At 41.2% G+C, this 22,656-nt stretch carries 19 protein-coding genes; 9 read left to right on the forward strand and 10 right to left on the reverse strand.

Annotated elements, in window-relative coordinates; genetic code table 11:
- Positions 1-180 precede the first annotated feature (180 nt).
- From FZC78_RS03950 to ltaE, 3 genes are all read right to left on the reverse strand, one after another.
- On the reverse strand, positions 181-1,176 hold the full coding sequence (locus FZC78_RS03950) for a zinc-binding dehydrogenase (RefSeq protein WP_148938356.1): 996 nt from the start codon (positions 1,174-1,176) through the stop codon (positions 181-183).
- Between the two features lie 330 nt (positions 1,177-1,506).
- On the reverse strand, positions 1,507-1,920 hold the full coding sequence (locus FZC78_RS03955) for a sporulation protein (protein WP_148938357.1): 414 nt from the start codon (positions 1,918-1,920) through the stop codon (positions 1,507-1,509).
- 169 nt (positions 1,921-2,089) lie between these two features.
- Entirely contained in the window at positions 2,090-3,115 is a 1,026-nt protein-coding gene (gene ltaE / locus FZC78_RS03960) for a low-specificity L-threonine aldolase (RefSeq protein WP_148938358.1), read from the reverse strand.
- A 325-nt stretch (positions 3,116-3,440) separates the two neighbouring features.
- On the opposite strand from ltaE, the gene FZC78_RS03965 reads away from it, so the two are divergent.
- The 3 genes from FZC78_RS03965 to FZC78_RS03970 all read left to right on the forward strand — a co-directional run bounded on the left by FZC78_RS03965 (position 3,441) and on the right by FZC78_RS03970 (position 6,255).
- A complete protein-coding gene (locus FZC78_RS03965; protein ID WP_148938359.1) occupies positions 3,441-4,697 on the forward strand; it encodes a helix-turn-helix transcriptional regulator in 1,257 nt (418 codons plus the stop codon).
- A 12-nt stretch (positions 4,698-4,709) separates the two neighbouring features.
- Complete coding sequence (locus FZC78_RS24495; protein ID WP_262372102.1) at positions 4,710-4,844, forward strand: hypothetical protein; 135 nt, start codon at positions 4,710-4,712, stop codon at positions 4,842-4,844.
- 178 nt (positions 4,845-5,022) lie between these two features.
- Positions 5,023-6,255, forward strand: a complete 1,233-nt coding sequence (locus FZC78_RS03970) for an aminopeptidase (RefSeq protein ID WP_148938360.1) — start codon at positions 5,023-5,025, stop codon at positions 6,253-6,255.
- 164 nt (positions 6,256-6,419) lie between these two features.
- Here the strand turns inward: FZC78_RS03970 and FZC78_RS03975 are convergent, their stop codons facing one another.
- Positions 6,420-6,575 carry a DUF3934 family protein gene (locus FZC78_RS03975; protein ID WP_148938361.1) on the reverse strand — a complete coding sequence of 52 codons (156 nt, stop codon included), beginning with the start codon at positions 6,573-6,575 and terminating at the stop codon, positions 6,420-6,422.
- 199 nt (positions 6,576-6,774) lie between these two features.
- Here FZC78_RS03975 and FZC78_RS03980 point away from each other — a divergent pair, with 199 nt between their 5' ends.
- The gene (locus FZC78_RS03980; protein ID WP_148938362.1) at positions 6,775-6,975 is read left to right on the forward strand and encodes a DUF2188 domain-containing protein; all 201 of its coding nucleotides are present in this window, start codon (positions 6,775-6,777) and stop codon (positions 6,973-6,975) included.
- A 182-nt stretch (positions 6,976-7,157) separates the two neighbouring features.
- Complete coding sequence (locus FZC78_RS03985; protein ID WP_187444791.1) at positions 7,158-7,994, forward strand: alpha/beta hydrolase; 837 nt, start codon at positions 7,158-7,160, stop codon at positions 7,992-7,994.
- A 364-nt stretch (positions 7,995-8,358) separates the two neighbouring features.
- Here FZC78_RS03985 and FZC78_RS03990 read toward each other — a convergent pair whose 3' ends face one another.
- The gene (locus FZC78_RS03990; RefSeq protein ID WP_148938364.1) at positions 8,359-9,207 is read right to left on the reverse strand and encodes a DUF1206 domain-containing protein; all 849 of its coding nucleotides are present in this window, start codon (positions 9,205-9,207) and stop codon (positions 8,359-8,361) included.
- Between the two features lie 237 nt (positions 9,208-9,444).
- Here FZC78_RS03990 and FZC78_RS03995 point away from each other — a divergent pair, with 237 nt between their 5' ends.
- From FZC78_RS03995 to FZC78_RS04010, 4 genes are all read left to right on the forward strand, one after another.
- On the forward strand, positions 9,445-9,978 hold the full coding sequence (locus FZC78_RS03995; protein ID WP_148938365.1) for a D-glycero-alpha-D-manno-heptose-1,7-bisphosphate 7-phosphatase: 534 nt from the start codon (positions 9,445-9,447) through the stop codon (positions 9,976-9,978).
- Positions 9,979-10,200: 222 nt separating this feature from the next.
- Positions 10,201-12,357, forward strand: coding sequence for an MMPL family transporter (locus FZC78_RS04000; protein ID WP_148938366.1), 2,157 nt, complete (start codon positions 10,201-10,203; stop codon positions 12,355-12,357).
- A gap of 175 nt (positions 12,358-12,532) precedes the next feature.
- Complete coding sequence (locus tag FZC78_RS04005; RefSeq protein WP_148938367.1) at positions 12,533-14,446, forward strand: DUF294 nucleotidyltransferase-like domain-containing protein; 1,914 nt, start codon at positions 12,533-12,535, stop codon at positions 14,444-14,446.
- A gap of 2 nt (positions 14,447-14,448) precedes the next feature.
- A complete protein-coding gene (locus FZC78_RS04010) occupies positions 14,449-15,186 on the forward strand; it encodes a 3'-5' exonuclease (RefSeq protein ID WP_148938368.1) in 738 nt (245 codons plus the stop codon).
- A gap of 127 nt (positions 15,187-15,313) precedes the next feature.
- Here the strand turns inward: FZC78_RS04010 and FZC78_RS04015 are convergent, their stop codons facing one another.
- From FZC78_RS04015 to FZC78_RS04035, 5 genes are all read right to left on the reverse strand, one after another.
- Positions 15,314-16,576 carry a glutamate-5-semialdehyde dehydrogenase gene (locus FZC78_RS04015; RefSeq protein ID WP_148938369.1) on the reverse strand — a complete coding sequence of 421 codons (1,263 nt, stop codon included), beginning with the start codon at positions 16,574-16,576 and terminating at the stop codon, positions 15,314-15,316.
- A gap of 118 nt (positions 16,577-16,694) precedes the next feature.
- Positions 16,695-17,828 (reverse strand): glutamate 5-kinase, encoded by a 1,134-nt coding sequence (gene proB, locus FZC78_RS04020; protein ID WP_148938797.1) that lies wholly within the window; start codon positions 17,826-17,828, stop codon positions 16,695-16,697.
- A gap of 168 nt (positions 17,829-17,996) precedes the next feature.
- Positions 17,997-18,839, reverse strand: coding sequence for a pyrroline-5-carboxylate reductase (proC, locus tag FZC78_RS04025; protein ID WP_148938370.1), 843 nt, complete (start codon positions 18,837-18,839; stop codon positions 17,997-17,999).
- A gap of 305 nt (positions 18,840-19,144) precedes the next feature.
- Positions 19,145-20,080, reverse strand: a complete 936-nt coding sequence (locus FZC78_RS04030) for an LCP family protein (protein WP_148938371.1) — start codon at positions 20,078-20,080, stop codon at positions 19,145-19,147.
- A 1,402-nt stretch (positions 20,081-21,482) separates the two neighbouring features.
- Entirely contained in the window at positions 21,483-22,151 is a 669-nt protein-coding gene (locus tag FZC78_RS04035) for an HAD hydrolase-like protein (protein WP_252183495.1), read from the reverse strand.
- Between the last annotated feature and the right edge of the window lie 505 nt (positions 22,152-22,656).

Consider the following 22,656-nt stretch of genomic DNA (forward strand, 5'->3'; position numbering starts at 1 on the left):
TTTAAAAGGGACTTATAATCCAAGTTTTTTTTGTGTGTTTGCAAGGGAAAAGAATTCTACGCTGAATCGGAAGTTCCTTCAGATGGGAAGCACTTTTCATTCTGAAAGAACTGTCAGCTTTACTTTTCTGCTCAATGAAAAAGGGTCTTACCATAAACTCTGTAAGACCCTCTCCTCATGTTATTCAGCAATACGAAAAGCAATCTTCCCTAAATTCTGAGAATCCTTCAACCGTGTAAAGGCTGCTGCGAAATCCTCTAATGAATACACGCTGTCCACCACTGGTGTTATGTTGTGTTTTTCAATGAACTGCAGCATAGCAGCAAACTCCTCGGCACTGCCCATGGTGGAGCCGAGTAAATTTAACTGAGAATAAAAGAAGTGGCGGATATCCACTTCTATTTTATCCTCTGTTGTCGCTCCAAAAGTGGCAACCGTTCCGCCTTTTCTAACGACTTTTAACGATTTATCAAAGGTGGCCTTCCCGATACTTTCAATAACGATATCAATGGTTTCATCCTTGAGTTCCTCATTCCAGTCACAGTTTGTAGAAATGCTGCGATCGGCTCCCAGTTCCATTGCTTTATGCTGTTTATCATTGCTGCGAGATGTCACAATCACTCTCGCTCCTGCTGCTTTAGCGAATTTAAGCAAGAAAGTCCCCACTCCGCTGCCTATACCAGGTATCAGGACGGTGTCACCTGCTTTTACTTTTGCCCGTGTGAATAACGCACGGTAAGCTGTCAATGCAGCCAAAGATAATACGCCCGCTTCTTCCCATTTTAGATGAGCGGGCTTCTTTTCCACATTGGCTGCAGGAAGTGTAATATACTCCGCAAATGTACCATGATCAGGCAGTCCGACGATTTCAAACCCTGCCGGTGGTGCTTCGCTGTTCTGCCTCCAGCCCAGTCCTGGGTTGATGATCACTTCATCCCCTACAGCTGCATTTGTTACATCTTCTGCCGCATCCACTATAGTGCCCGCTCCATCAGACCCGACAATCAGCGGAGGCTGTTCTTCTTTATGTCTGGTTAATACCATAAGATCTCTTCGGTTCAGCCCAGCAGTCTTCAATTTGATTTTTACCATGCCGCTATTCACTGCCGGCTCTTGAAAGTCTCTGAGTGAGAGTCCTTCCATTCCTAGTTTTCCCTCATGAATGATGGCTTTCATAATTCTCCTCCTCTTTTTCTATAGCTCTTTCGCAAAGATTGCTGCTGTGGAGAAATGGTGGATTTCCGCTCCACCCCCCTGCCTTAAAGGGAAGGAATTAAAACAATATCCATAACCAACAATCTTTTAGAGAGTCTGTTTTCTTTTATCTTTACTTTTGATAATCCTCCTGAAACAATTTCGCTCTAAATAGAAGGAGCAGCTCTTTACTTCCTTGCTTACCCGGTTATTACCGATGAATGATGGCCTTATCTTATGAAATACCGATTAATAAACAGCAAAGTTTACGAAAACAGTTCTATAGGGAACCATTCTTTTCTACTCTCATGGTTACAGGCTTTTGACAACCTTGATGCTGTCTTCATCCACGGGATCTACTGCCTGTGGAATATCAACTAAAGTTCTTAAGAAAGTTTCTGTTCCTTTATCGGATATTGGATGATCTTTAGATAAAGAAAATTTGAAAGGGACCCTCTTCACTTCCTCTGCCTTTACGGTACCTATCTCTTCCAGGGCAAAGCCATGCAGCTCTTTTTCATGATAGGAAAAGTCACTGTCTTCCCGGTAGTCCTCTTCCCTGATAAAGATGGTCAGGACTATTTTATTTACTTCCTGGTCAGACATGCCGCCTTCTATTACTACTTCACCCTTCAGCTCGCTTGCCGGTGTCAAGGTAGGATTTTCTACAATTGTATCCACCTTGATATTGCCAATTCCGATACTCGATAAAAACTCTTTCCACATTAAAACTCATCCTTTCCCGCCATAGTGGTTTAATCACCTAATCTTTCATTCAATAATTGGTATGTATGGTGCTTTTGGTGAAAATGATACTAACTAGAGAGGGGAAAAGCAAGAAATACTATAATGCAGCTAAAAAAGAGATCACTCTTAAGAATGATCTCTCATGTTATTAACTTTCAACAAGCTTCCTGACGACAGCAATCGTCTTTTCAATATCATCTTTACTGACATCCAAGTGAGTGGTAAAACGAACGAGTGACGGTCCAAAGGTCACGGTAAGTATCCCTTCTTTTTTTAGCAGACTGGTGAATTCTGCTGAGGTCATTCCGAGTGCAGACACTTCTGCGACGACGATATTGGTATCAACATTGTTGGCGATTGTCAAAGATGGTATCGAACTCAACCCTTCAGAAAGCAGGACAGCATTTTTATGATCCTCAGCCAGTCTTTCTCTCATATGATTCAGCGCATACAATCCAGGTGCTGCAATAATCCCTGCCTGACGCAGTCCGCCTCCCAAACGCTTTCTCCATTTGCGAGCTTTTTTGATAAACGCCTCGCTTCCCGCTATGATGGATCCAACGGGTGCTCCCAGACCTTTTGATAGGCAGACCTGGACTGTATCACAATACTGAGTGAATTCCGTCAGGGGAACCCCTAAGGCCGAAGCAGCGTTGAACAGCCTGGCACCATCAACATGGACAGGAATGTGATTCTTTTGGGCTATAGTATAGATTTCTTTCATATTGGAAGAGGGTACAATTGCTCCTCCAGTCCGGTTATGGGTGTTTTCAATACATATTAATGATGTCTCTGGAAAGTGTTGATCATCTTCCCTGATAGCCCCCTCGACCTCTAATGGATCCATGGCCCCGCGAATGCCTTTGAGCGTCCTTGGCTGGACACCCGCAAAAGCAGATATTGCTCCGGATTCGTAATAAAAGATATGAGACTCTGCTTCCATAATTACTTCATTTCCCGGATTACAATGTGTCAGAACCGCTATTTGATTTCCCTGGGTACCGCTTGTGACAAACAATGCTGCTTCTTTTCCCAGCAGTTTAGCTGCCGTTTGTTCCAAATCATTGACAGCAGGATCTTCACCATACACATCATCCCCCACTCTTGCATTCAGGGCAGCCTCTCTCATTTCCTTTGTCGGCTTAGTCACTGTATCACTGCGTAAATCAATCATGAAATCCGCTCCAATCTTTATGTAATTTAACAATCAGAATTTCTCTCTAAAATTATAACACTACTCATAATGTACTGTATTTTTCCTGTTAATTCCAAGTAAACGCATCAAAAATATAATTATAGGAATATTCGGACTATATGCAGAATTTATGTGGTAATCTTATAATGATTTAGAGCTGCTGCTTAGGAAAATTTTCATGGAAACACACGTATTTTAAGCATTCTTCATGGGGTGGCGGGGCTGATTTTCCCAAGCAGCCAAACTCGTCCTAATTACGGGATTATTTTATACTATTACTATAGATAGAGAGGAGAAAAGAATCATGACGATCGGAAGTAAGATCCGATACCATCGCATGAAAAAGAACTTAACACAAGAAGAACTTGCAACAGGAATTCTATCCGTCTCTTATCTTTCCAAGATCGAAAATAATCAAACCACCGCTTCTACTGAAGTCATCGAGCTCCTATGCAGCAGGCTTGGAATCTCATTGATACAGAATGATGATGAAACTCTTAAGAAAACATTTTCTGAATGGAACAGAGCGCTATTGAAGAATGATTGCAAGGAAGCCATCCGCCTATATGAAGTGGTCTCCCCGCAGATTATCGATATTGATGACGTCACTCTTCTTAACAGTTATCACATCCTTATGATCCGCTATTATATTTTACTTAAAGATTACGAGAGTCCGAGAGATTCCATCAGAGCAATTGAAAAAGGCTATAAAAATCTTTCTGATAAGCTGCGATTCTACTTCCATAAGTTTGTCGGGAACCTTCACTATGCAAGAGGAAGCTATGAGGAATCCAACCAGCACCTTAAAGATGCGGAGCATTATTTTGTTCTTGGAAGCATTTTGGACACCGAAGAGAAAGCCGATCTATTCTATCTGAAGGCACTCACTTTTGTTCAACTGAGAAAGCATGCCCTTGCCATCCATTACTCTGAAGAGGCCCTCAGCCTCTATCAGAGCCTCTATCATAATAAACGATGTTCAGAAATCCATCTGCTGCTCGGAGTCTGTTACAGGCGCATCCAAAACATCAGTGAAGCCATCATCCACTATGAATGGGCGAACGAAATCAGCAAGAATATTGAATATGTTGTGATGAGGGGAAAGGTTGAGCAGAATCTGGGGTATCTTAAATCCATGGAAAACAGGACAGAAGAAGCCATTGCCCACTATTTAAAAAGCCTTGAATTCAAACATGATGACCATGACAGCAAACTTACGACCATTCTTGCTCTTGTGAAAGATTATTTTAAACTCAAAAGAATGGATGAAGCCGCAAGCTGGCTCCAAGAAGGAATCTTCTTGTCAAAGCAGCAGAAGAATACAGAAAAATATTATGAATTCAGGATTTATGGTTATGCTGTTGAAAAACTTGATGAGGAATTCGAATGCTTCATGAAAGATGAAGCACTTCCCTACTTTGAAAATACCGGAAACCCTCATCTTCTGGCTCAGTATTCTAAATTTCTTGGTAACTACTATCAAGAGATTAGAAAATATAAATATGCTGCCCATTACCTTACAAAGGCTAACGTGGCATATGAAAAAATAATAGGTTTATAGGAGGAGATTTAAATGAAGAAGCTTAAAAGAATCACAGTAGCAGCACTAGTACTTATCGCACTATCAGCAGCAGGTGCATCTGTTAGTGCTCAAGAAGAAGACCTGCCGCCGGCAAATGGAGTTTCCCCTCTAGTTTCTGGAAAATAATCAGAGAAGAGAAAGCCCCTGCCTCCTTTTGGAAGCAGGGGCTTTTTGCGCTGTACAGCATTAAAAGGGATAGTCCCTCTTAACACTTTAAAGCATGAAAGCGTTTCATATGATTTGGTGAATTTACTCATCACATAGTATATTTATCTTGTAAGCTACTTAAAAGGGGGATTCCAGCATGGTTTCAAAAGAAACAAAATTAGAAAGATATGCCGATTTATTGATTAGGGTGGGAATCAATCTACAGGAGGGGCAGACACTCATAATCAATGCTCCTATTACTGAAGCTGACTTTGTGGCTCAATTAACAGAAAAAGCCTATGAAACAGGCGCTAAGAATGTTCTTGTAGAGTATTCTGATGAGAAATTAACAAGACTGAAAATGGAAAAGGCTCCAGAAGAAGCGTTGAAGGACTTCCCGGTATGGAAGGCAAAAGGAATGGTGGAGATGGCGGAAGAAAATGCAGCTGTACTTAATTTAACCTCTCCTAATCCTACGTTACTAAAGGGCATTGATGCCAAGCGAGTGGCCATGGCCAATAAAGCAAGCGGTGAAGCTTTCAAAGACTTTCAGCCGTTTATTTCCGGGGGCCGCATCAGCTGGCTGATTGCAGCTGTTCCTTCTAAAGCATGGGCAAGAACAGTTTTCCCTGATTTGCCTGAAGAGGAAGCTGTCGAGGAATTATGGGATAAAATCTTCTACACAACCAGAGTCGATCAGGAAAACCCTGTCCAGCTATGGGAGAAACATATTGAAAACATGACAAAGAATGCTGATCACCTTAATGCGCGTGCGTTCCGTAAACTTCACTATAAAGGTCCTGGCACTGACTTCACAGTTGAACTGCACCCTAAAAGCAAGTGGATTTGCGCCCTTTTCACCAATGACCAAGGTGTTCAATTCGTTCCTAACCTGCCGACTGAAGAAGTATTCACCATACCAGTCCGAAACAGTGTCATTGGAACAGTAAGCAGCACAAAGCCTTTAAATTACAGCGGAAACCTGATTAACAATTTCACCCTGACTTTCAAAGATGGAAAAGTTACAGAATTCAGTGCCGAAGAAGGCTATGACACGTTAAAAAGTCTGCTTGAAACGGACGAAGGTGCCTCCTTCTTGGGAGAAATTGCATTAGTGCCTAATGATTCACCGATTTCAAACACCGATATTATTTTTAACAACACATTATTTGACGAAAATGCTTCCTGTCATATCGCTCTTGGCAATGCCCTTTCAATCTGTGTGGAAAATGGGAAAAATTTGAGCAAAGAGGAACTGAAAGAAATCGGGTTTAATGAAAGTTTGACCCATGTGGATTTTATGATAGGTTCTGAACTCCTGGATATCGACGGTGTCCTTGAGGACGGATCTATAGAACCAATCTTCAGCAAAGGAAACTGGGCGTTTTAATCGACTGGCCATATATAAGCCCTGCTTAATTCATTGGTGAATCAGCAGCTGCTGCCCCCCTTTGATACGTGTATAACATAGCTATCAGTTGTCCACAGAGTAACATTACTTAACCAACAACAAGAAAGAGCTGCATCCAGTTGAACGGATGCAGCTCTTTTCTCTTATTTTCCAGAAGAATCCTTTTCTGTTCCACTACCTTGTTTGGTTCCTTTGCTTGTATATGGTTTGGCAGCTTTTTTCTTCGCACTTTTCTGCCAGCGGTTCCAGCCTTTTTTTCCGGTGCCTTTTCCTGTTCCGCCGCCTTTGCTCTTGCTCACACTATCAACTCCATTATCTGGTCGGACTTTTCATTTTGATTGAAGGTTCATTATATCAAAAATTCACCTATTTTAACAAAAGTTGAAGGAATTTTCTTCTTAGCCCCTCTTCTCTCTCCAAAGAGGATAAAACTTTATAGGTTTTACCGTTTTAAAATAGGGAAACAAAATAAAGAAGAATTAGAAAGGAGCGATACTCATGAAAGAATATTATGTAGTACCAAACAAAGACGAAAGCGGCTGGTTTGTAAAAATAGAAGATGTTGCTCCAACATCATTATTCAATGGCCAGTCAGAAGCTATTGCAGAAGCAGAAAAACTTGCTAAAGAGAATCAGCCGGCTAAAGTGCTTGTGGAAAACGAAAACAATGAAATAGTAAGCGAAAAAACGTTTTCATAAAATGCATGAAAAAAGAAGCCATTTCAACCGTTTTTGTTGGTTGTTACTGGCTTTTTCTTTTGCTTAAATTAAATACCAAATATTACATATTATATTACAGAAGAATTTCAGATAAAACATTTTCAAGTCATACATAATCGTTTATGATTAGTATATCAGGAATTAAAGGAGAACAACTTCCCATGATAAGCAACTTAAATAGAAAGAAGGCTTTTTCAGTCGGGGCTCTGCTCCTGCTTACCTTCTCATTAACTTATATTACACTTAAATCTCAGGTAGCTGAATCCAAAGAAAGTTCTTCAGAGGTGTCTGCCGGCATCCCAACCGTGTTCGTACATGGTTATAAAGGCACCTATAATTCTTTCAAAACCATGCTGTACCGTTTCGAAGAAAATAAATGGGGTAAAAGGGACCTCGTTGTGTATGTTTCTGCAGATGGAGAAATCACTTGGAGAGGTTCACTGAACTCCTCTTCCGGCCTGCCTCCTTTGGTACAAATCGTTTTCGAAAAGAACAAAGCTTCCATTTCGGAAACCTCTTCCCGTCTGCAAAGTGTTATGAAAGAAATGAAAATCAAGTTTAATGCCCCTCAAGTGAATCTTGTCGGACATTCGATGGGAGGCCTTGTTTCAACCAATTATCTGGAACAAACCAATGGCAATTCCGAGTATCCTGAAACCATTAAATTTGCAGCCATCGGAAGCCCTTTCGACGGGATTTCTAAAGAATCCTACCACAGGGTCAATACTGGAGAAGCTCTTATTGACTTAAGACCTGATTCAGATGCTTTAAAGAATCTGGTGAAAAACCGAGGCCAATTTCCGTCCCAACTTCAGGTTCTGGCTATTGCAGGATCAGGCGATCAAGTTGTGGACATTGAAAGCGCCTTTGCCATTGGAGAAATTGTCCCGCAAAATAATCTTGAAAAACGCCTAATTGAGGATGAAAAAATTGATCACAGCGGCCTGCATGAAACAGAAAAAGTGGATAAAATCTTAAAAAAATTTCTTTGGGATTAACGAAAAGCCTGGTCATTCATCGATCAGGCTTTTTCTATTTGTTCTTAGCTTCGCTAGAAAAAGGGCAAGTCCCCCTAAATAGGGATAACACTCTCTAGTTCAGTAAGCCAACAATAAGGTTTTTGCTGCCCTTGTGAAGTCCGTAGTGGAAGGATTCTTAATAAACCACTCCGATGGTGCCAGATAGCGGTTTTGAGACAACATGGAATCTTGGAATATATAGATTCATGCTGTCAGATTAAATATTACTTAGTCATTCTTTACTTTACATAATAAATTTACTATCTACCCATCTCAAAAAGACCGCCGCTATGGCAGCAGTCCCTTTGATAAATTATTAAATAATACCCTTTAACAACTGAATTTAACTAAAGGCCATATTTTTATTTTTGCCTTTGAGAATCTGAAATACTCCATAAGCTGCCAATCCGATTGCAACCAATCCGAGCATCCATTGACCAAAAGGCTGCTGTGCAATTTCAGACAGTGCTGCATCGAGACCTTTTGCATTGTCGGAGTTCGTTGTAATAGCGGTTTGGATCAAGAAATAACCAGTGATGCAGAATACAACACCTCGTGCCATCAAACCGGCTTTTCCTGTTTTCTTTCCAAGCTGATATTCTTTCTTATCCATTTTGCTTCTATGAAAGGAATCTGTAAATTTCTCGCTGTATCCTTTATACATTTCATAAAGACCATATCCTATGACTGCTGCGCCTGCAGCACCGACCATCCATTGGCCGAACGGCTGTGAAAGAATTTGAGCAGTGATTGTCTGCTTGCTGCTTCCTCCGCCTCCCCCGCTGCTTCCTGCATTGGTTGCAAGTTGGAAGGCTCTGTAAGCAAGTCCTGCATAAACGATTGCACTAAAAACAAAACCGATTCTAATTATAATACCTTTTGCATCGTGGCCTTTGTTTTGGGGATCGGTGATGGCCTCAACGATTTTCCATAAAACATACCCGGCGAGTCCTATGGCCAGCAGCCATAATATGATTTCACCGAAAGGCTTGCTTGCAATGGAAGCCAAAGCGCCCTTGGTTCCAGTCGTCTTTCCTCCTCCGACACCGATGGCTGCCATGAATGCCAGTACACCAAACAAGACGTATACGCTTCCTTTAGCCAGGTAACCTGCGCGTCCAAGCCCTTTTACCCATGGCTTTGCTTCATGAGCACCTTTTTTGGCATGTCCTTTCGCTTCTTGTTTATTCATCACTATTGCTCCTCTCGATTACATGATTCTATGTCTACATCTATTGATTTCCCTTATTTCCTTGAATGGAAACTTCTCACGTGCATGCATCATAGATTTGATAAGAAAAGAAAATACTAAAAGAGGAAATCTATTCTTCCATGTGGAATTATTACCGACTATTTCCCCGGAAAGCGCAGGATACGACAATTAATGGGGGTTTACCGGAGAATTTTTATATAAGAAAGGAGAATTTCAGTGAAAAAAGCTGTATTTTTAGATCGAGATGGAGTTATAAATGAAGTTTTATCGAAGAGAGTTAGATTCGTCAATAAACTTTCTGATATTTACTATCTTGAGAAGGTTCCTGAGGCTGTCCAGTTGTTAAATGAGACAGATTATAAAATTTTTGTTGTCACGAATCAGGGAGGAGTGGGACTTGGCTATCTGACTTCCTCCAATTTAGACAAAATTCACGAGAAAATGAAACAAGACATAGAGCAGCAAGGCGGCTTTATCGAGGAATTTTTAAGCTGTATCCATAAGCCCCATGAAGGATGTTCATGCAGAAAACCAGAAGCCGGAATGCTGCTTGGGCTTGCTGAAAAACATGAAATTGACTTATCACTGAGTTACATGGTCGGCGACAGGGAGCCTGATATTGAGGCAGGAAAGAAAGCCGGCTGTACAACGATTTTGATTGCAAATGGAGATCCTGAAAAAATCGCGGACCATCACTTCCCTTCACTTTATTCAGCAGCTAAATGGATAGCCGGGCAGAAAAAAATATAGTTTTTCGGAAGGGTCATTTACACTTTTACTTACCTGCTCCAAACATACACTGCCGGCCTCCATTGTATCTTTCCATAAATCAGTAATTTTTCTTTTATGAAATTAAAACTTATGAACCCTTTCTGAAGTTTTAATAAATACTAATATTTGAATCTATGAACCTCTAGAAGTAAACTTAATGAGTGGTAAAAACATTCTATAATTTTGTGGAGGAGTAAGATAATGAAGTCCATTTCCAATAAAATAACAAAGTTTTATAAAGCATTCCTGGCCTTCTGGGTCATACTTGCAATCGGACTTGGCTATTTTGCTATAGGTCTTCCCGGTATTCTGGGCGGCGACGGGTTCAGGACAGATGGAGAGTTTGAAAAGGTAAATGAAACACTTTCAGATGACTTCGACTTCCCTGAAAACACTCTTCTACTTCTATTTCAAAAGAAAAGCGAAAGCGAAACAGATTTTGAAAGGGAGATCGAATCCATTCTTGGTGAAATTGATCAATCTTTAAATATCAGCGGGATCCAGTCTCCGCTTGAAGATGAGTCATTAAGAAAGGGAGATACCGCGTACGCAGCTCTCACCTTCGATCAACCAAACATTGATGAAGAAATCGACTCTATTAAAGAGGCAATAGCAGATGAAGAGAATGTGATATTGACAGGAGGCCCTGTAATTTCCGCTGATATTAATAAAGCCAGTCAGGATGATTTGAAACGAGCTGAACTCATAGGTCTTCCTGTGGCATTGCTTGTACTGCTTTTCGCTTTCGGAAGCATCATTGCCTCGATTGTACCTATTATCATCGGAGCAATCACAGTGATTTCTTCTTTTGGAATATTGACCCTGCTTGGAGGAAATGTGGAGTTATCTGTTTTTCTGCTTAATGTCGTTCCGATGATCGGACTTGCATTAAGCATTGACTTTGCTCTGCTTTTCATTAACCGTTACAGAGAAGAGCTGTTGAATTCAGATAAATTGGCGGCAATCAAGACGACCATACAGACTGCCGGCAGATCAATCATCTTTTCTGCTGTCTGTGTATTCATTGGCCTGGCAGCTATGAGCGTGATTGACATCGACATTTTTCAGACTATTGCGATTGGCGGGATGGTAGTTGTATCCATCGCTGTCATCTCTTCCCTGACATTGCTTCCAGCTGTTTTAATCCTACTTGGACCTGCCATTAACAAGTGGATGGTGATTAAACGGAAAGAGGACTCTTCAAAAGGATGGCGTGCCTTTGCCCGTTTTGTTATGAAAAGACCCTTGTTGATTTCTGTTTCAGCACTCGCGATTTTGGTTATTGGAATCCTCCCTGTTGGAAATATGAACCTTTCGATCCCTGATATTGACTCTCTTCCTGAAAGCTATGAGTCCCGTCAGGCCATAGAAATTATACAGGATACCTTTAATACCCATGAAGGAAGCCAGGTCTATGTCATTGCGGAACGCCCCGGGGACTGGACCAGTGAGGAGGGGCTAAAAGAAATGGAACGATTGGCATCGGAACTTGAAGAAGATGGAATAGTGGACTCCGTCAATTCCATTTACACCGAAGGCGGAATTGATTCACCTGAGGCTTTATCTGGAGCACTTCAACAGCCTGAAACCCAGTCTTCTCTTGCTCCTTTGCTGGATTCTTTTATCAGCGGTGAAAAGCTCTTGCTACCCCTCACATTGTCAGAAGAAGAGTCTTCAGAGGCTGCTAAGGACTGGATCAGAGACTGGTCATCCAGGAATTGGGATTACTCTCTTTCTTTTGGTGGAGAAGTAAAATTCAATCAAGAAATTTTTGATGAAATTTATGATAAGGTAGCATTGAGTATCGGGATTATTTTAATCTCAACTTATATTATCCTGATGATTGCCTTTCAATCAATTATCATTCCTTTGAAGGCGATCCTGATGAATATCATTGGATTGACATCGACCTTTGGGATCCTTGTTTGGCTTTTCCAAGGAGGCCATTTCGGTCTTCAGGCTGCGGATATCGCCCTGGTCCTTCCCGTCCTTGTCTTCAGTTTGGTATTTGGATTAAGCATGGACTATGAAGTCTTCCTGATTTCGAGGATCCATGAGATTTATCTGCAGACTGGTGATAATACCCATGCAACCATCGAGGGACTGACTTCGACAAGCAAGATCATCACTTCAGCCGCCTTGATCATGATGGTCATCACTGGGGCATTTGCTTTTACAGGCGTCATGCCGGTCAAACAAATAGGTTTAGGGATTGCCATTGCGATCTTTATTGATGCTACAATAATAAGAATGCTCCTTGTTCCATCTCTTATGAAGCTTCTCGGGGATTGGAACTGGTATATGCCATTTTCAAAGAAAAATAATAAAGCAGGAAAAAGCGGGGATTTTTCAGCTTAATGAAGATGCTAGTACAGAGTTGCTCTCTGTACTGGCTTTTTTTCTATCAAAAAAGCATGAATGACCATCCATGACTATGTTAAGGTTACAAATAGAAGTGTTGGATTAGCTGAGATTATACATAACTTAATTACTGCGGGCAGAATTAAATCCAGATGGACAAGGAGGCTGACAGATGAAAAAAAACGAATTTCACGACATGATCAAAGCTTCATATCCTTTTAATCACTTATCGGATGAACAACTGGAGTACCTCGTATCGCAAGCACAATTTCACAAATTTGCTAAAAATGAATTCATCTTCCATGAAAAAGAATCACAGGAAGAGCTGGACGTCTATTTCTTGATGTCGGGAACCGCAAAGAATGTTCTTCACCGGCCTTCAGGAAAGCAGGTGTCGTTAAGATATTACTATCCTGGGGACCTTGTCGGATTGATGATTTTGTGGACAAGCGGTGATATGAGTTTTTCCGTGCAGGCCATCGAAGAATGCACTCTTTTTCGGTTTAATAAAAAAGTCTTCTTCGATATGCTCACAAATAATAAAGAGTTTTCACAAATTATTTTTGAAAGTGTCGGAAACCGGATGAAAACTCTTTATGATGAGATCAAATATAAGGAGTCACAAGAAGAATCCGCTGACCTGTCCCTCTTCAGGACAAAGGTTAATATTTTGATGGAATCGCCTGTAATACTTCCTAAGACTTCAACGATGGAGGAAGCAGCAGAGAAAATGCTCGATGAGGCGGCCGAGGCCATTGTGGTTTGTGATGATGAGGGGGCATTAAAAGGTCTTGTCACCCAAACCGAAATCCTGCGCTACCTTACCAGTTCAAGGGAAGCTCCCACAGTAGAAGTCTGGATGAACAAGAACCCCTATTGGGTAAGGGATGAAGCTTTTGCCTATGAAGCCCTCTCCTTCTTTAAATACGAAGGGGCGAAATATGTTCCAGTCCTTAGGAACGGCATTGTCATCGGCTTGCTGACAGGACTGTCTTTTGTCAATATACATGATTCAAGCTACTTGGATCTCTCGTACAGTATCCAGTCCGCTTCGAGCACCGATGACCTCGTTCCACTATCACCGGTTGAAAACACAACATTTACTTCCTTCATAGGCGGACTGCTCCTGCAGGACAGCTTTGCATATAATGTGAGTGAAGTTTTGACGAATTACAATGACCGTCTGTACCGGAAAATCATCCTGCTTTCAGAAGAGGAAATGCGCGCGGAAGGATTCGGCTCACCTCCTGTCAACTACTGTTTTATTGTAATGGGCAGCCAGGGCCGCGGTGAACAGTCTTTCAATACCGATCAGGACAACGGCATCATCATTGCTGATTATGATCATCTCGATAATGCAAAAGCAGTGGACAGGTACTTTGAACGTTTCACTGAAAAAATCAATAGGAAACTAGCGCAGTGCGGTTTTCATGAATGTACAGGCGGAATCATGGCAAAAGAACCTAAATGGCGCAAATCATTCAGCCAATGGAAGGCGGCGATTGATGACTGGCTCCATGAAATCGATGCAGAAGAAGTTCAAAGCTTTACAATGTTTTACGATTTCAGACCGATTTTTGGTGACTACAGCCTTGCCGAAGATACCCGGGCTTATATAGCGAAAAAGGCCCAAAAATCCCTGAATATGCAGCAGCTTTTGAGGAAGGATGCTATCCGCTTCCGTATACCTATCAATGCATTGGGCAGGATCAACCTGAAAGGAAGAAACAAATTTTTCAACATTAAGAAAGCCGGCTTGATGCAAATCGTAAATATGGTCCGCATCCATTCCATCAAGCACGGATTAAAAGAAGTAAATACTGTTCAACGTTTGAATGCCTTGAAAGAATTGAAAGTATTCCATCCCAGAGACGCAGAGAATGCCAAAACAGCCCTGCACTATCTGCTCTATTACCGCTTGAACCAAAACCTTTTGGAATTGGAAGAGAACCGGGAACTGACAAATGAATTAGAAGTAGAGCAACTTACTAAAGAAGACAAACGAAAACTAAGAGAAGCGCTTCAAATCGCAAATCGTATGCAGCAAGTCATGGAGATCAGCTTCAATCGCAACCGGGTGGTTTAACTATGAGTGATGCTCGATTTAATGTAGGATATCGAATTATTAAATATTATTTTTGGCATAGATATCTTTTTAAAAAACAAGTTAAAAAAGAAAAGAAAAACCCCTCTTACCAAAAGCTGATCAGGATGCTGAAGGAATTTGAAGAAGAAAAACCCCTCCTCCAGCAGCAGAATCTAACTAACTGCACATTTACGATTTTTGACTTGGAGACCACTGGCTTCTTTCCTGAAATAGGAGACGAAATCGTTTCGATAGGTGCAATAAAAATGCAGGGTGAAAAAATCCTGCAGAATAAGACCTTCTATGAAGTCATTAATCCGCTTCAGACCGTCTCAGCTGAAACAAAACAGTTCACCGGCTTGAAGCGTAAAGACTTTATCCAAGGAAAAACCCTGCCTGTAGGATTGATAGAGTTTCTGGATTTCTGTAAAGGAACCATTCTAGTGGCACATCCTGCATCTTTTGATATCAATTTTCTGCAAAAGAGAATCGGGAAATGGGATCTTCCTCCATTTGATCCGGAATTCATTGACTCTTATGCACTCGCAAAAGAGCTGCTGGATGAAAAAGAATGCTACTTGGATGATTTGGTAAAGAAGTTCCAAATCATCAAGCGGGCACGCCACCACGCTCTGAATGATGCCATTATGACGGCCGAGATTTTTCATGAACTTTTAAAAATCTGCGAATTGAAAGAGATTGATACTATACGGGAGCTGCATGAAGTTGCCGGAATATAAGCGAAAGAGACAGCCGGCTGGCTGTCTCTTTTCAATTGGTAATTATTTTGCATGTTACGGGTGTTCTAAAAAAGAGCCCTCTAAAAATGTCCCTTGAATTAATACAAGGGACATTCTCTATTGATACTTATCGAATTTGACCGTTACCACTCATCATATATTTTACAGTGGTTAATGCAGGCAGTCCCATTGGTCCGCGTGCATGCAATTTCTGGGTTGAAATACCGATTTCAGCGCCGAACCCAAGTGCTCCTCCGTCAGTAAAGCGGGTGGATGCATTATGATAAATGGCAGCTGCGTCTACAAGCGTCATAAACAGTTTGGCCGTCTCGGCATTCTCAGTGATGATGGCTTCTGAGTGCTTTGTACCATACTGCTCTATGTGATTGATGGCATCAGCTGTGGCTGAGACTGTTTTGACAGCAATATCCAAGCTTAGGTATTCATTCGCCCAGTCTTCTTCTCCAGCAGGAGTGCAGCCCGGAATTGTTTCACAAGCACGCTCATCACCATATGCTGAGATATTATGATTTCTAAGTGTCTCAATTAAACGGTCTTTATTAGCTGCCAGCCATTCCTGATGGATGATGACTGTTTCCGCAGCATTACAAACAGCTGGACGGTCTGTTTTTGCATTCACAAGGATATTCAGTGCCATTTGGACATCTGCATCTTTATCAATGTAGATGTGGCAGTTACCTACACCGGTTTCAAGAACAGGAACGGTTGCATTATTGACGACTGCATTAATCAGTGCTCCGCCACCGCGTGGAATTAGTACATCTACATGTTCTTTCATGGTGAACAGCTGCTGAGTCGCTTCACGATCAGTTGTATTGATGAACTGAACTGCTTCTTTTGATATTTGAGTTTTTTCAAGGGCATTATGCATAACATCCACAATTGCTTTGTTAGAAGTGATTGCATTGGATCCCCCCTTAAGCACGATGCTGTTACCTGATTTCAAAGCCAATCCTGTTGCATCAACTGTAACGTTTGGACGCGCTTCATAAATCATGCCGATTACGCCTAGCGGCACTGTGACTTTAGCGACATCCAAGCCGTTTTCAAGTGTCCACTCGCTGACAGTTAAGCCGGTCGGGTCTTCAAGCTCCGCAACTTCACGTAGACCATTTGCGAAGTCAAAAATGCGTTCTTTCGAAAGTGACAGGCGATCCATGAATGCTTCATCGAATCCTTTTTCACGGCCTCTTGAAAGATCTTTTTCATTAGCTTCCAAAATGGTTTCAAACTGTTCTTCCAATGTTGAAGCGAGAGTCATCAAAGCTTCATTCTTCTCTTCAGTTGTTAGCAGTGAAAGTGATTTCGCGGCTTTCTTTGCTGCGATAGCTTGTTCTTCAACGTTCGTTCTGTTAGTGGTTAGAGTCATCCAATTCCTCCATAAATTATATTTTATTGTTACTATCTAAGTTTAAAGTGTTTTCTGTTTAGACTTTGGTAAAACTCTTTGCACAGGAGTATTTCTATATTCGGCTGTAAGATCTCTGCTATAATCCTACAGGAATCGGCACTTCTACGTGACATACCAAATGATCGAATTCTACTGCCGCATTTTCATATTTTTCGAGCTCTTCGTCTGTCATTCCATTGAATTTTTTTAATTCTTCGGAACCATAATTGACGACACCCAGACCGATTTCTTCTCCGTTTAAATCGGCAATCCGGATAACTGCACCGCTCTTGAAGCGGCCTTTGACGGAATAAATGCCCGAAGCATCAAGGCTTTTCTTGCTTTCAAGAATAGAGTCCCTTGATTCATTATCGATGGTGATTTCGCCTTCTGGTCCTGAGTTAAAGGCAATCCATTGTTTCTTGGTATTAAGGTTCACTACATCTTCTTTTGTTTTAAAATAGGTACCTTTTGCATCATTTTGAACTGCATCATAAATAATGTTAGATACACCTGATTTTCCTAGGAAAGATGGAATTCCTGAGGCCATAGCGATTTTAAACGCGTCGATTTTGGAGCGCATGCCGCCTGTACCTACTGAACTTCCTGGTTCTCCTGCCATATCTTCAATGTCCTGCGTTATTTCATTAACTTCTTCAAGAAGTTCAGCATTCGGATTTTTACGTGGATCATCATTGTAAAGTCCATCAATATCGGAAAGGATGATTAATTGATCGGCATTTACCAGTCCTGCAACTTTCGCAGATAGCGTATCGTTATCACCAAATTTCAGACGATCAATGGTGACTGTATCATTTTCGTTGACAATTGGAATAATCCCGCGCTCGAGCAGAACATTTATTGTGTTTTTTGCATTGTTATATCTGCTCTCATCAGAGAAGTCGCTTCTTGTGATGAGTATTTGAGAAGCCACATAACCATTCGATAAGAATAAATCAGAGTAAGCTTCGATTAACAATCCTTGACCGATAGATGCGGCTGCCTGCTTTTCCGGCAGCGTACTGGGACGGGTCAAGCAGCCTAACTTTCTGTATCCTGCTGCTACTGCCCCAGAAGATACAAGCAGCACTTCATGACCATCATCTTTCAAGCGTACGACTTCGTCTGTAAGACGCTCCAGCTTTCTGCGGCTCATCTCCCCGTGAAGGCTTGTTAAGGAACTGCTTCCAATTTTGATTACGATTCGCTTCTTCTTGGTGTCCGGAGACATCATATCACTCCTGTTAAGATAGTTTTAAATATTTCTTTTATTACTCTAAAGCACTAAGAGGGACTGTCCCTTACATCGCTTTAGTGCGTTAAACGACTAAAATAATCAAGCGTTAAGAAGCCCCCCTCAGCTGTAAAAATTGAGCCGAGGATCAGGCTTTATTAATCATTAGTTGGCAACAAGTACCTTTTTGAATTGGGAACTGATTTCTTTTGAACGTTTTTCAGCACCTTTAACAGCTTGAGCGATAGCTTCTCCTCCGCCAAATTTCTCTAGTGCATCCAGTCCTGCTGCTGTGGTTCCATTCGGGGATGTTACATTTTGTCGTAACTGTGCGGGTGTTTCTTCACGTTCCATGATCATCTTTGCTGCACCTAAGATGGTTTGAGCTCCGATTTGACGCGCTACTTCCGGCTCAAGGCCGCTGTCTTTACCGGCTTTTTCGATATGTTCCATTAGATAGTAGAAGTAAGCAGGTCCACTTCCGGCAATTCCGGTGAAGATATCCATTTTTTCTTCTTGGATCGTATATACTTCGCCGATGGAATTCAATAATTCTTCAGCAAGTTTCATGTCCTCATCATCTGTATACTCTCCTGCTGCAATAGCTGTAGCGGATTCTCTCATCATGCTGGATGTGTTAGGCATGACCCGAATGACTTTTTGTCCTTGCGGAAGCCCTTCTTCCATATGTTCTGTGGTAATCCCCGCCAAAACGGAAAGTACAACCGTATGCGGACTGACAAGATCTCTAATTGATTTCAGTACAGCATCAATATCCTTTGGTTTCATAGCAAGGATCAGCATATCTATTTCTTCAAATTTCAATTTATCTTTTGTCATGGCTGTTATATCGTATTTTGCTTTCAGTTCTTGTAAACGCCCTTGATTGCTTCTGTTTGATACGATAATTTGTTCTGTTGGAATTGCATTGGATTCAACCATTCCTGAAATCATGGCCTCTGCCATATTACCTGCACCTAGAAAAGCAACCTTTTGTTTGTTTAGCAAATATATCCTCTCCCAATAAGTTCTATGTGTTCGTATTTTTGTTCGCTCTTTTTTCAACGTTTACAATCGTAACACGTACAAAATCATAATCAAGTGTTTTGAACAATGTTTAGTGTATATGGTTGAATTAACGAGTGAAAGCGCTACCATCCTCCGGTGAACTATTCAGATCAAGAATAATCCCTGATTTTCCCACGATAGGACGTTAAACAAGGATTTTTCTTTACTCTTTTTTTCCAGAAGCCTGCACTTACAGGCTTTACTATAAATAAAAGGACCAGGGGTTAGCCCCGGTCCTTCATCAATCATTGATTCAAAAACTCTTGTAATTCTGCTTTATTTGTTTCAAAGTCAACTTCCAATACTGCACCTGCCTGCTGGTAATAGCCATCCGTATACGAATCCGCAACCGGGATTGTCAGCTTATTGATATCGCCGCTGTTACCTAAAAGGATATCTTTAACGATTCCAACTTGGTCCATCTTGCTCATGTTTGTTTCAATATAAGGCTGAGCTGCTCCAATCATCTTTGGAAGCCTCGTGACACTTCCTATGCTGAGCGCTTCGTCTTTCACAGCTGTGATGACCTCCTGCTGTCTTTTTACCCGCCCATGGTCACCTTCTGCATCTGCACGGAACCTTGCGTAACCGAGAAGCTCCTTGCCATTCAGGTTTTGAAGCCCGGGTTGGAGAGAAACCCCGATATTTTCCGACATTGCTTTTTCGACATTCATTTCGATTCCTTCCGGAGCAAGAATATCTATGGATTGTTCAAATCCTTTAAAATCGACAATCATATAGTATTGAATATCGATATCAAAATTCTGCTTTAATGTCTGTCTCAGCAGGTCAGGGCCTCCAAGGAAGAAAGCCGTATTAAGCTTATAGTTCTGGTATCCCGGGATTTCAACATACATATCTCTCATGAACGAGACTAATTTCGTTTCATTTGTCTCAGGATCGATTTGGGCAATCATCATTGTATCTGTACGGGACTGCTCTTCTCCGCGGCTGTCCACTCCAAGGAGGAGGACATTGATTCTGCCGTGTTTATCCTTAACACCATTAAATGTATAATCCTCTTCTTTAGGTGTATTTCCTTCACCAGAAGCCATTTGAGTTCCTTGATAGAATTGAAAACCTGCATATCCTACTAGTACTGTTATCATAAATAAGAGGAAAAGAACAAGTTTCAATCCTCTTCTCTTCTTTTTCTTTTTAAATTCCATTCGTGAATTCATAATTGCACCTTCTTTACTTAGCTTTTATCCTAAAACTTATATCTTTTCACTTTAGAGGCCGTCCGGCGAGTTGAGAACAAACCTCCCTTTTCTAAGAGAAGATTAGCTATCCAAAAGCAGCATTATTGAAAAAATCAGCCATTACTTACGCCCTTTTCATGTCTCTTATACAAGCGCAGTGTCTCTCATGAATTTCAGCCTTGTTATGTTTTGCATGATTCTAGTATATTAGACGAAATTCTGCACTAAAAGTTTCACTATTAAACTACTAAGTGATTGTATAGTATAAAGATAAAAATAACAATACTTATTTTGTGGCATGTTTAAGAGGATCCCTCCTAAAATAACGACATTTTTCTTCCTTATTATATATTGTTGTCTGCTGACAGTTTTTAAGATGGCTGCTTTCGCATATATTGTTTTTCGGAAAAATTCCAAGAGCCGGATCCCCCCCCGGATACTAAGAGTTTTATCTCTCAGAGTAACTCTTTTCGTTTCTGTGTTACCAGTTTTCACCCTTTTTAAAATGTTTTTTTCTCGGAATTAGTATCAAACAGCTACAAAGTTTACGAAAAGAGCCTTTCATTATCACCAGATTATTTCGTTTTATTTTGGTTATTTTGCTCATATAGAAGCAAAGTTTATGAAACAGGGTTAAAGAAAACAAAAAAATAGACACCAGTCACGATATCTGGTGTCCTAGATTCACCCATATTAACTTTTCAAGAGGGCATCTTGCAGGAATTTCATAAAATGAGACAGGTGGATTTATCTATTCCCCCAGGTTCTATAATGGTCAGAAAATGCATGTACTGCATCTAATTATGACTGAAACCGTGAACGTGGAGGAAATTTTGATAATCGCAGGGGTTTTCATCTCACTTTTCCCTTCATTTGATTCAGCGTTTTATAATTAAAGGATAAAAGCGGCTGAAATCCATTGGGGCAGCCTTACTCCTGTTCCCCCTTTTAAATTTTATGATAAAGCATGTCGGGGGCCCCCAGAGATAGTAAGATCCAGCTTGCACGCTATTTGTTCCTTCCTTAAGGAAGACTGCCCTGTCAGGACTTTCAACTCCTCCAATATACCTTTAGAGCCCGCTGGAATTAAATCAAATATATACGGAGAGAAGCAGCACTCCATAAACAAGGACAGTGGTGCTGTTCTTTCCTTTTTCTCCATGACAAGGCCGCCGACTAATGGTTTCCCCATGACAGCCTATTCATAATCCCAGGGATTTTCTGATGCTTTGACAGCTTTTTGTGTACGCAAAACAGCTCTTTGAGGACATCTTCTCATGTATCTTCCCCTTGTCATGTACCCATGCCAGCCCCTTGGAGACATTTTTTTACGTTTCTTCGCCCTTTCATTACCCAAGCCAGCTTCTAATCTTGCAGGCCCCTATGGCTGAACTCTTTGCTTTCTCAACACACTCTCCAGCTCGCTGGTAGAGTTAATAATGATATCAGCCTCATCAAGCTCCCCTTCAGAGGCAAAGCCCCATGCACACCCTACTGTATATAAGCCGTTTTCCTTCCCTGCTTTGATATCTGAACTCCGGTCTCCAACCATAATGGCAGAAGAAATTTCATTTTCCTCCAAAATGATCTTCACAAGATCCTCCTTTCTTCCGGATGGACACCGTTCGATGCTGTAAACTCCGCTGAGCAAGGAATCCAGCGTGAAGCAGTTCACAATTTCAAGAAGATAGGAATTTAACCCGTTGCTGGCTATAAAAATCCTATACTCCTTTGATTGTTCTTCAAGAAGCTCAAGTATTCCGGGATATAGTTCTCCGCTGCCATTCCTTATCTCCTGAAAGAGATGAACATGGAACATGCGGTTGACCTTTTCATGAAGAGCCTCCTCGTGCATGGGCAGCAGGTTCCTCCACACCTCAGGTAAAGGCACACCCATTATATCCAAATACTTTTCTATGGGTGTTCCTCCTTCCCATTCATCCACACTTCTCAGACAATCAAAGGTTTTATCCAGTGCAGATAGAAGGACTGTGTCCGTCTTGAATAGTGTTCCGTCCATATCAAAAATAAGCGTTTGTTTAGTCATCATGATCTCCCCCAGCTTCTTTGTAAACAGCTATTTTCGTCAACTTTGCTGCTATTTAATAAAAATTCCATAAGATAACTCCATCTTTCATTGGCAATACCCGGGTTAGCATGAAAGAAATGAGCTTCTCTTTCCGTTTAAAGAAATACTTAGTATTCGGAAAAAATCCGGCTCTTGGGATTTTTTCGAAAGCAGCAATCTAGGAGAAAACAGCCTTGTATTTTTTCCCACTGATAATTCAATACTGAAAATTAGTTCTGTATCACTACAAATTCCCTGCTGCTTGCTATTGTAACAAAATAATAGTTGTTACCTTTGTAAATCCTCTGCCTTCTGAAGAGGATCTCTAATAACCACCATTTTATATTGTTCTTCCTCGACTATTTGGCTGGCGTTCATATCCTGAAATACATTATAGGGCCCAAAGAGATCACAAGCCAGGAAGAAGGAGAGGACAGCCAATAAACTAAGCCATTTCTTTATGATTAAGTACTTTTAATACATAGTA

It is taken from the genome of Rossellomorea vietnamensis, from assembly GCF_008180415.1.
Taxonomy (GTDB): domain Bacteria; phylum Bacillota; class Bacilli; order Bacillales; family Bacillaceae_B; genus Rossellomorea; species Rossellomorea vietnamensis_C.

What these genes read in the sequence shown, in the direction of transcription:
- ltaE (WP_148938358.1), bottom strand. Translation starts at nt 3,115, where the DNA reads ATGATTGATTTACGCAGTGATACAGTGACTAAGCCGACAAAGGAAATG.
- FZC78_RS03990 (WP_148938364.1), bottom strand. Translation starts at nt 9,207, where the DNA reads ATGAATAAACAAGAAGCGAAAGGACATGCCAAAAAAGGTGCTCATGAA.
- FZC78_RS04035 (WP_252183495.1), bottom strand. Translation starts at nt 22,151, where the DNA reads ATGATGACTAAACAAACGCTTATTTTTGATATGGACGGAACACTATTC.
- FZC78_RS04000 (WP_148938366.1), top strand. Translation starts at nt 10,201, where the DNA reads ATGAAGTCCATTTCCAATAAAATAACAAAGTTTTATAAAGCATTCCTG.
- proB (WP_148938797.1), bottom strand. Translation starts at nt 17,828, where the DNA reads ATGTCTCCGGACACCAAGAAGAAGCGAATCGTAATCAAAATTGGAAGC.
- FZC78_RS03980 (WP_148938362.1), top strand. Translation starts at nt 6,775, where the DNA reads ATGAAAGAATATTATGTAGTACCAAACAAAGACGAAAGCGGCTGGTTT.
- FZC78_RS04030 (WP_148938371.1), bottom strand. Translation starts at nt 20,080, where the DNA reads ATGAATTCACGAATGGAATTTAAAAAGAAAAAGAAGAGAAGAGGATTG.
- FZC78_RS03985 (WP_187444791.1), top strand. Translation starts at nt 7,158, where the DNA reads ATGATAAGCAACTTAAATAGAAAGAAGGCTTTTTCAGTCGGGGCTCTG.
- FZC78_RS03950 (WP_148938356.1), bottom strand. Translation starts at nt 1,176, where the DNA reads ATGAAAGCCATCATTCATGAGGGAAAACTAGGAATGGAAGGACTCTCA.
- FZC78_RS24495 (WP_262372102.1), top strand. Translation starts at nt 4,710, where the DNA reads ATGAAGAAGCTTAAAAGAATCACAGTAGCAGCACTAGTACTTATCGCA.
- FZC78_RS03955 (WP_148938357.1), bottom strand. Translation starts at nt 1,920, where the DNA reads ATGTGGAAAGAGTTTTTATCGAGTATCGGAATTGGCAATATCAAGGTG.
- FZC78_RS04010 (WP_148938368.1), top strand. Translation starts at nt 14,449, where the DNA reads ATGAGTGATGCTCGATTTAATGTAGGATATCGAATTATTAAATATTAT.
- FZC78_RS04015 (WP_148938369.1), bottom strand. Translation starts at nt 16,576, where the DNA reads ATGACTCTAACCACTAACAGAACGAACGTTGAAGAACAAGCTATCGCA.
- FZC78_RS03970 (WP_148938360.1), top strand. Translation starts at nt 5,023, where the DNA reads ATGGTTTCAAAAGAAACAAAATTAGAAAGATATGCCGATTTATTGATT.
- FZC78_RS03965 (WP_148938359.1), top strand. Translation starts at nt 3,441, where the DNA reads ATGACGATCGGAAGTAAGATCCGATACCATCGCATGAAAAAGAACTTA.
- FZC78_RS04005 (WP_148938367.1), top strand. Translation starts at nt 12,533, where the DNA reads ATGAAAAAAAACGAATTTCACGACATGATCAAAGCTTCATATCCTTTT.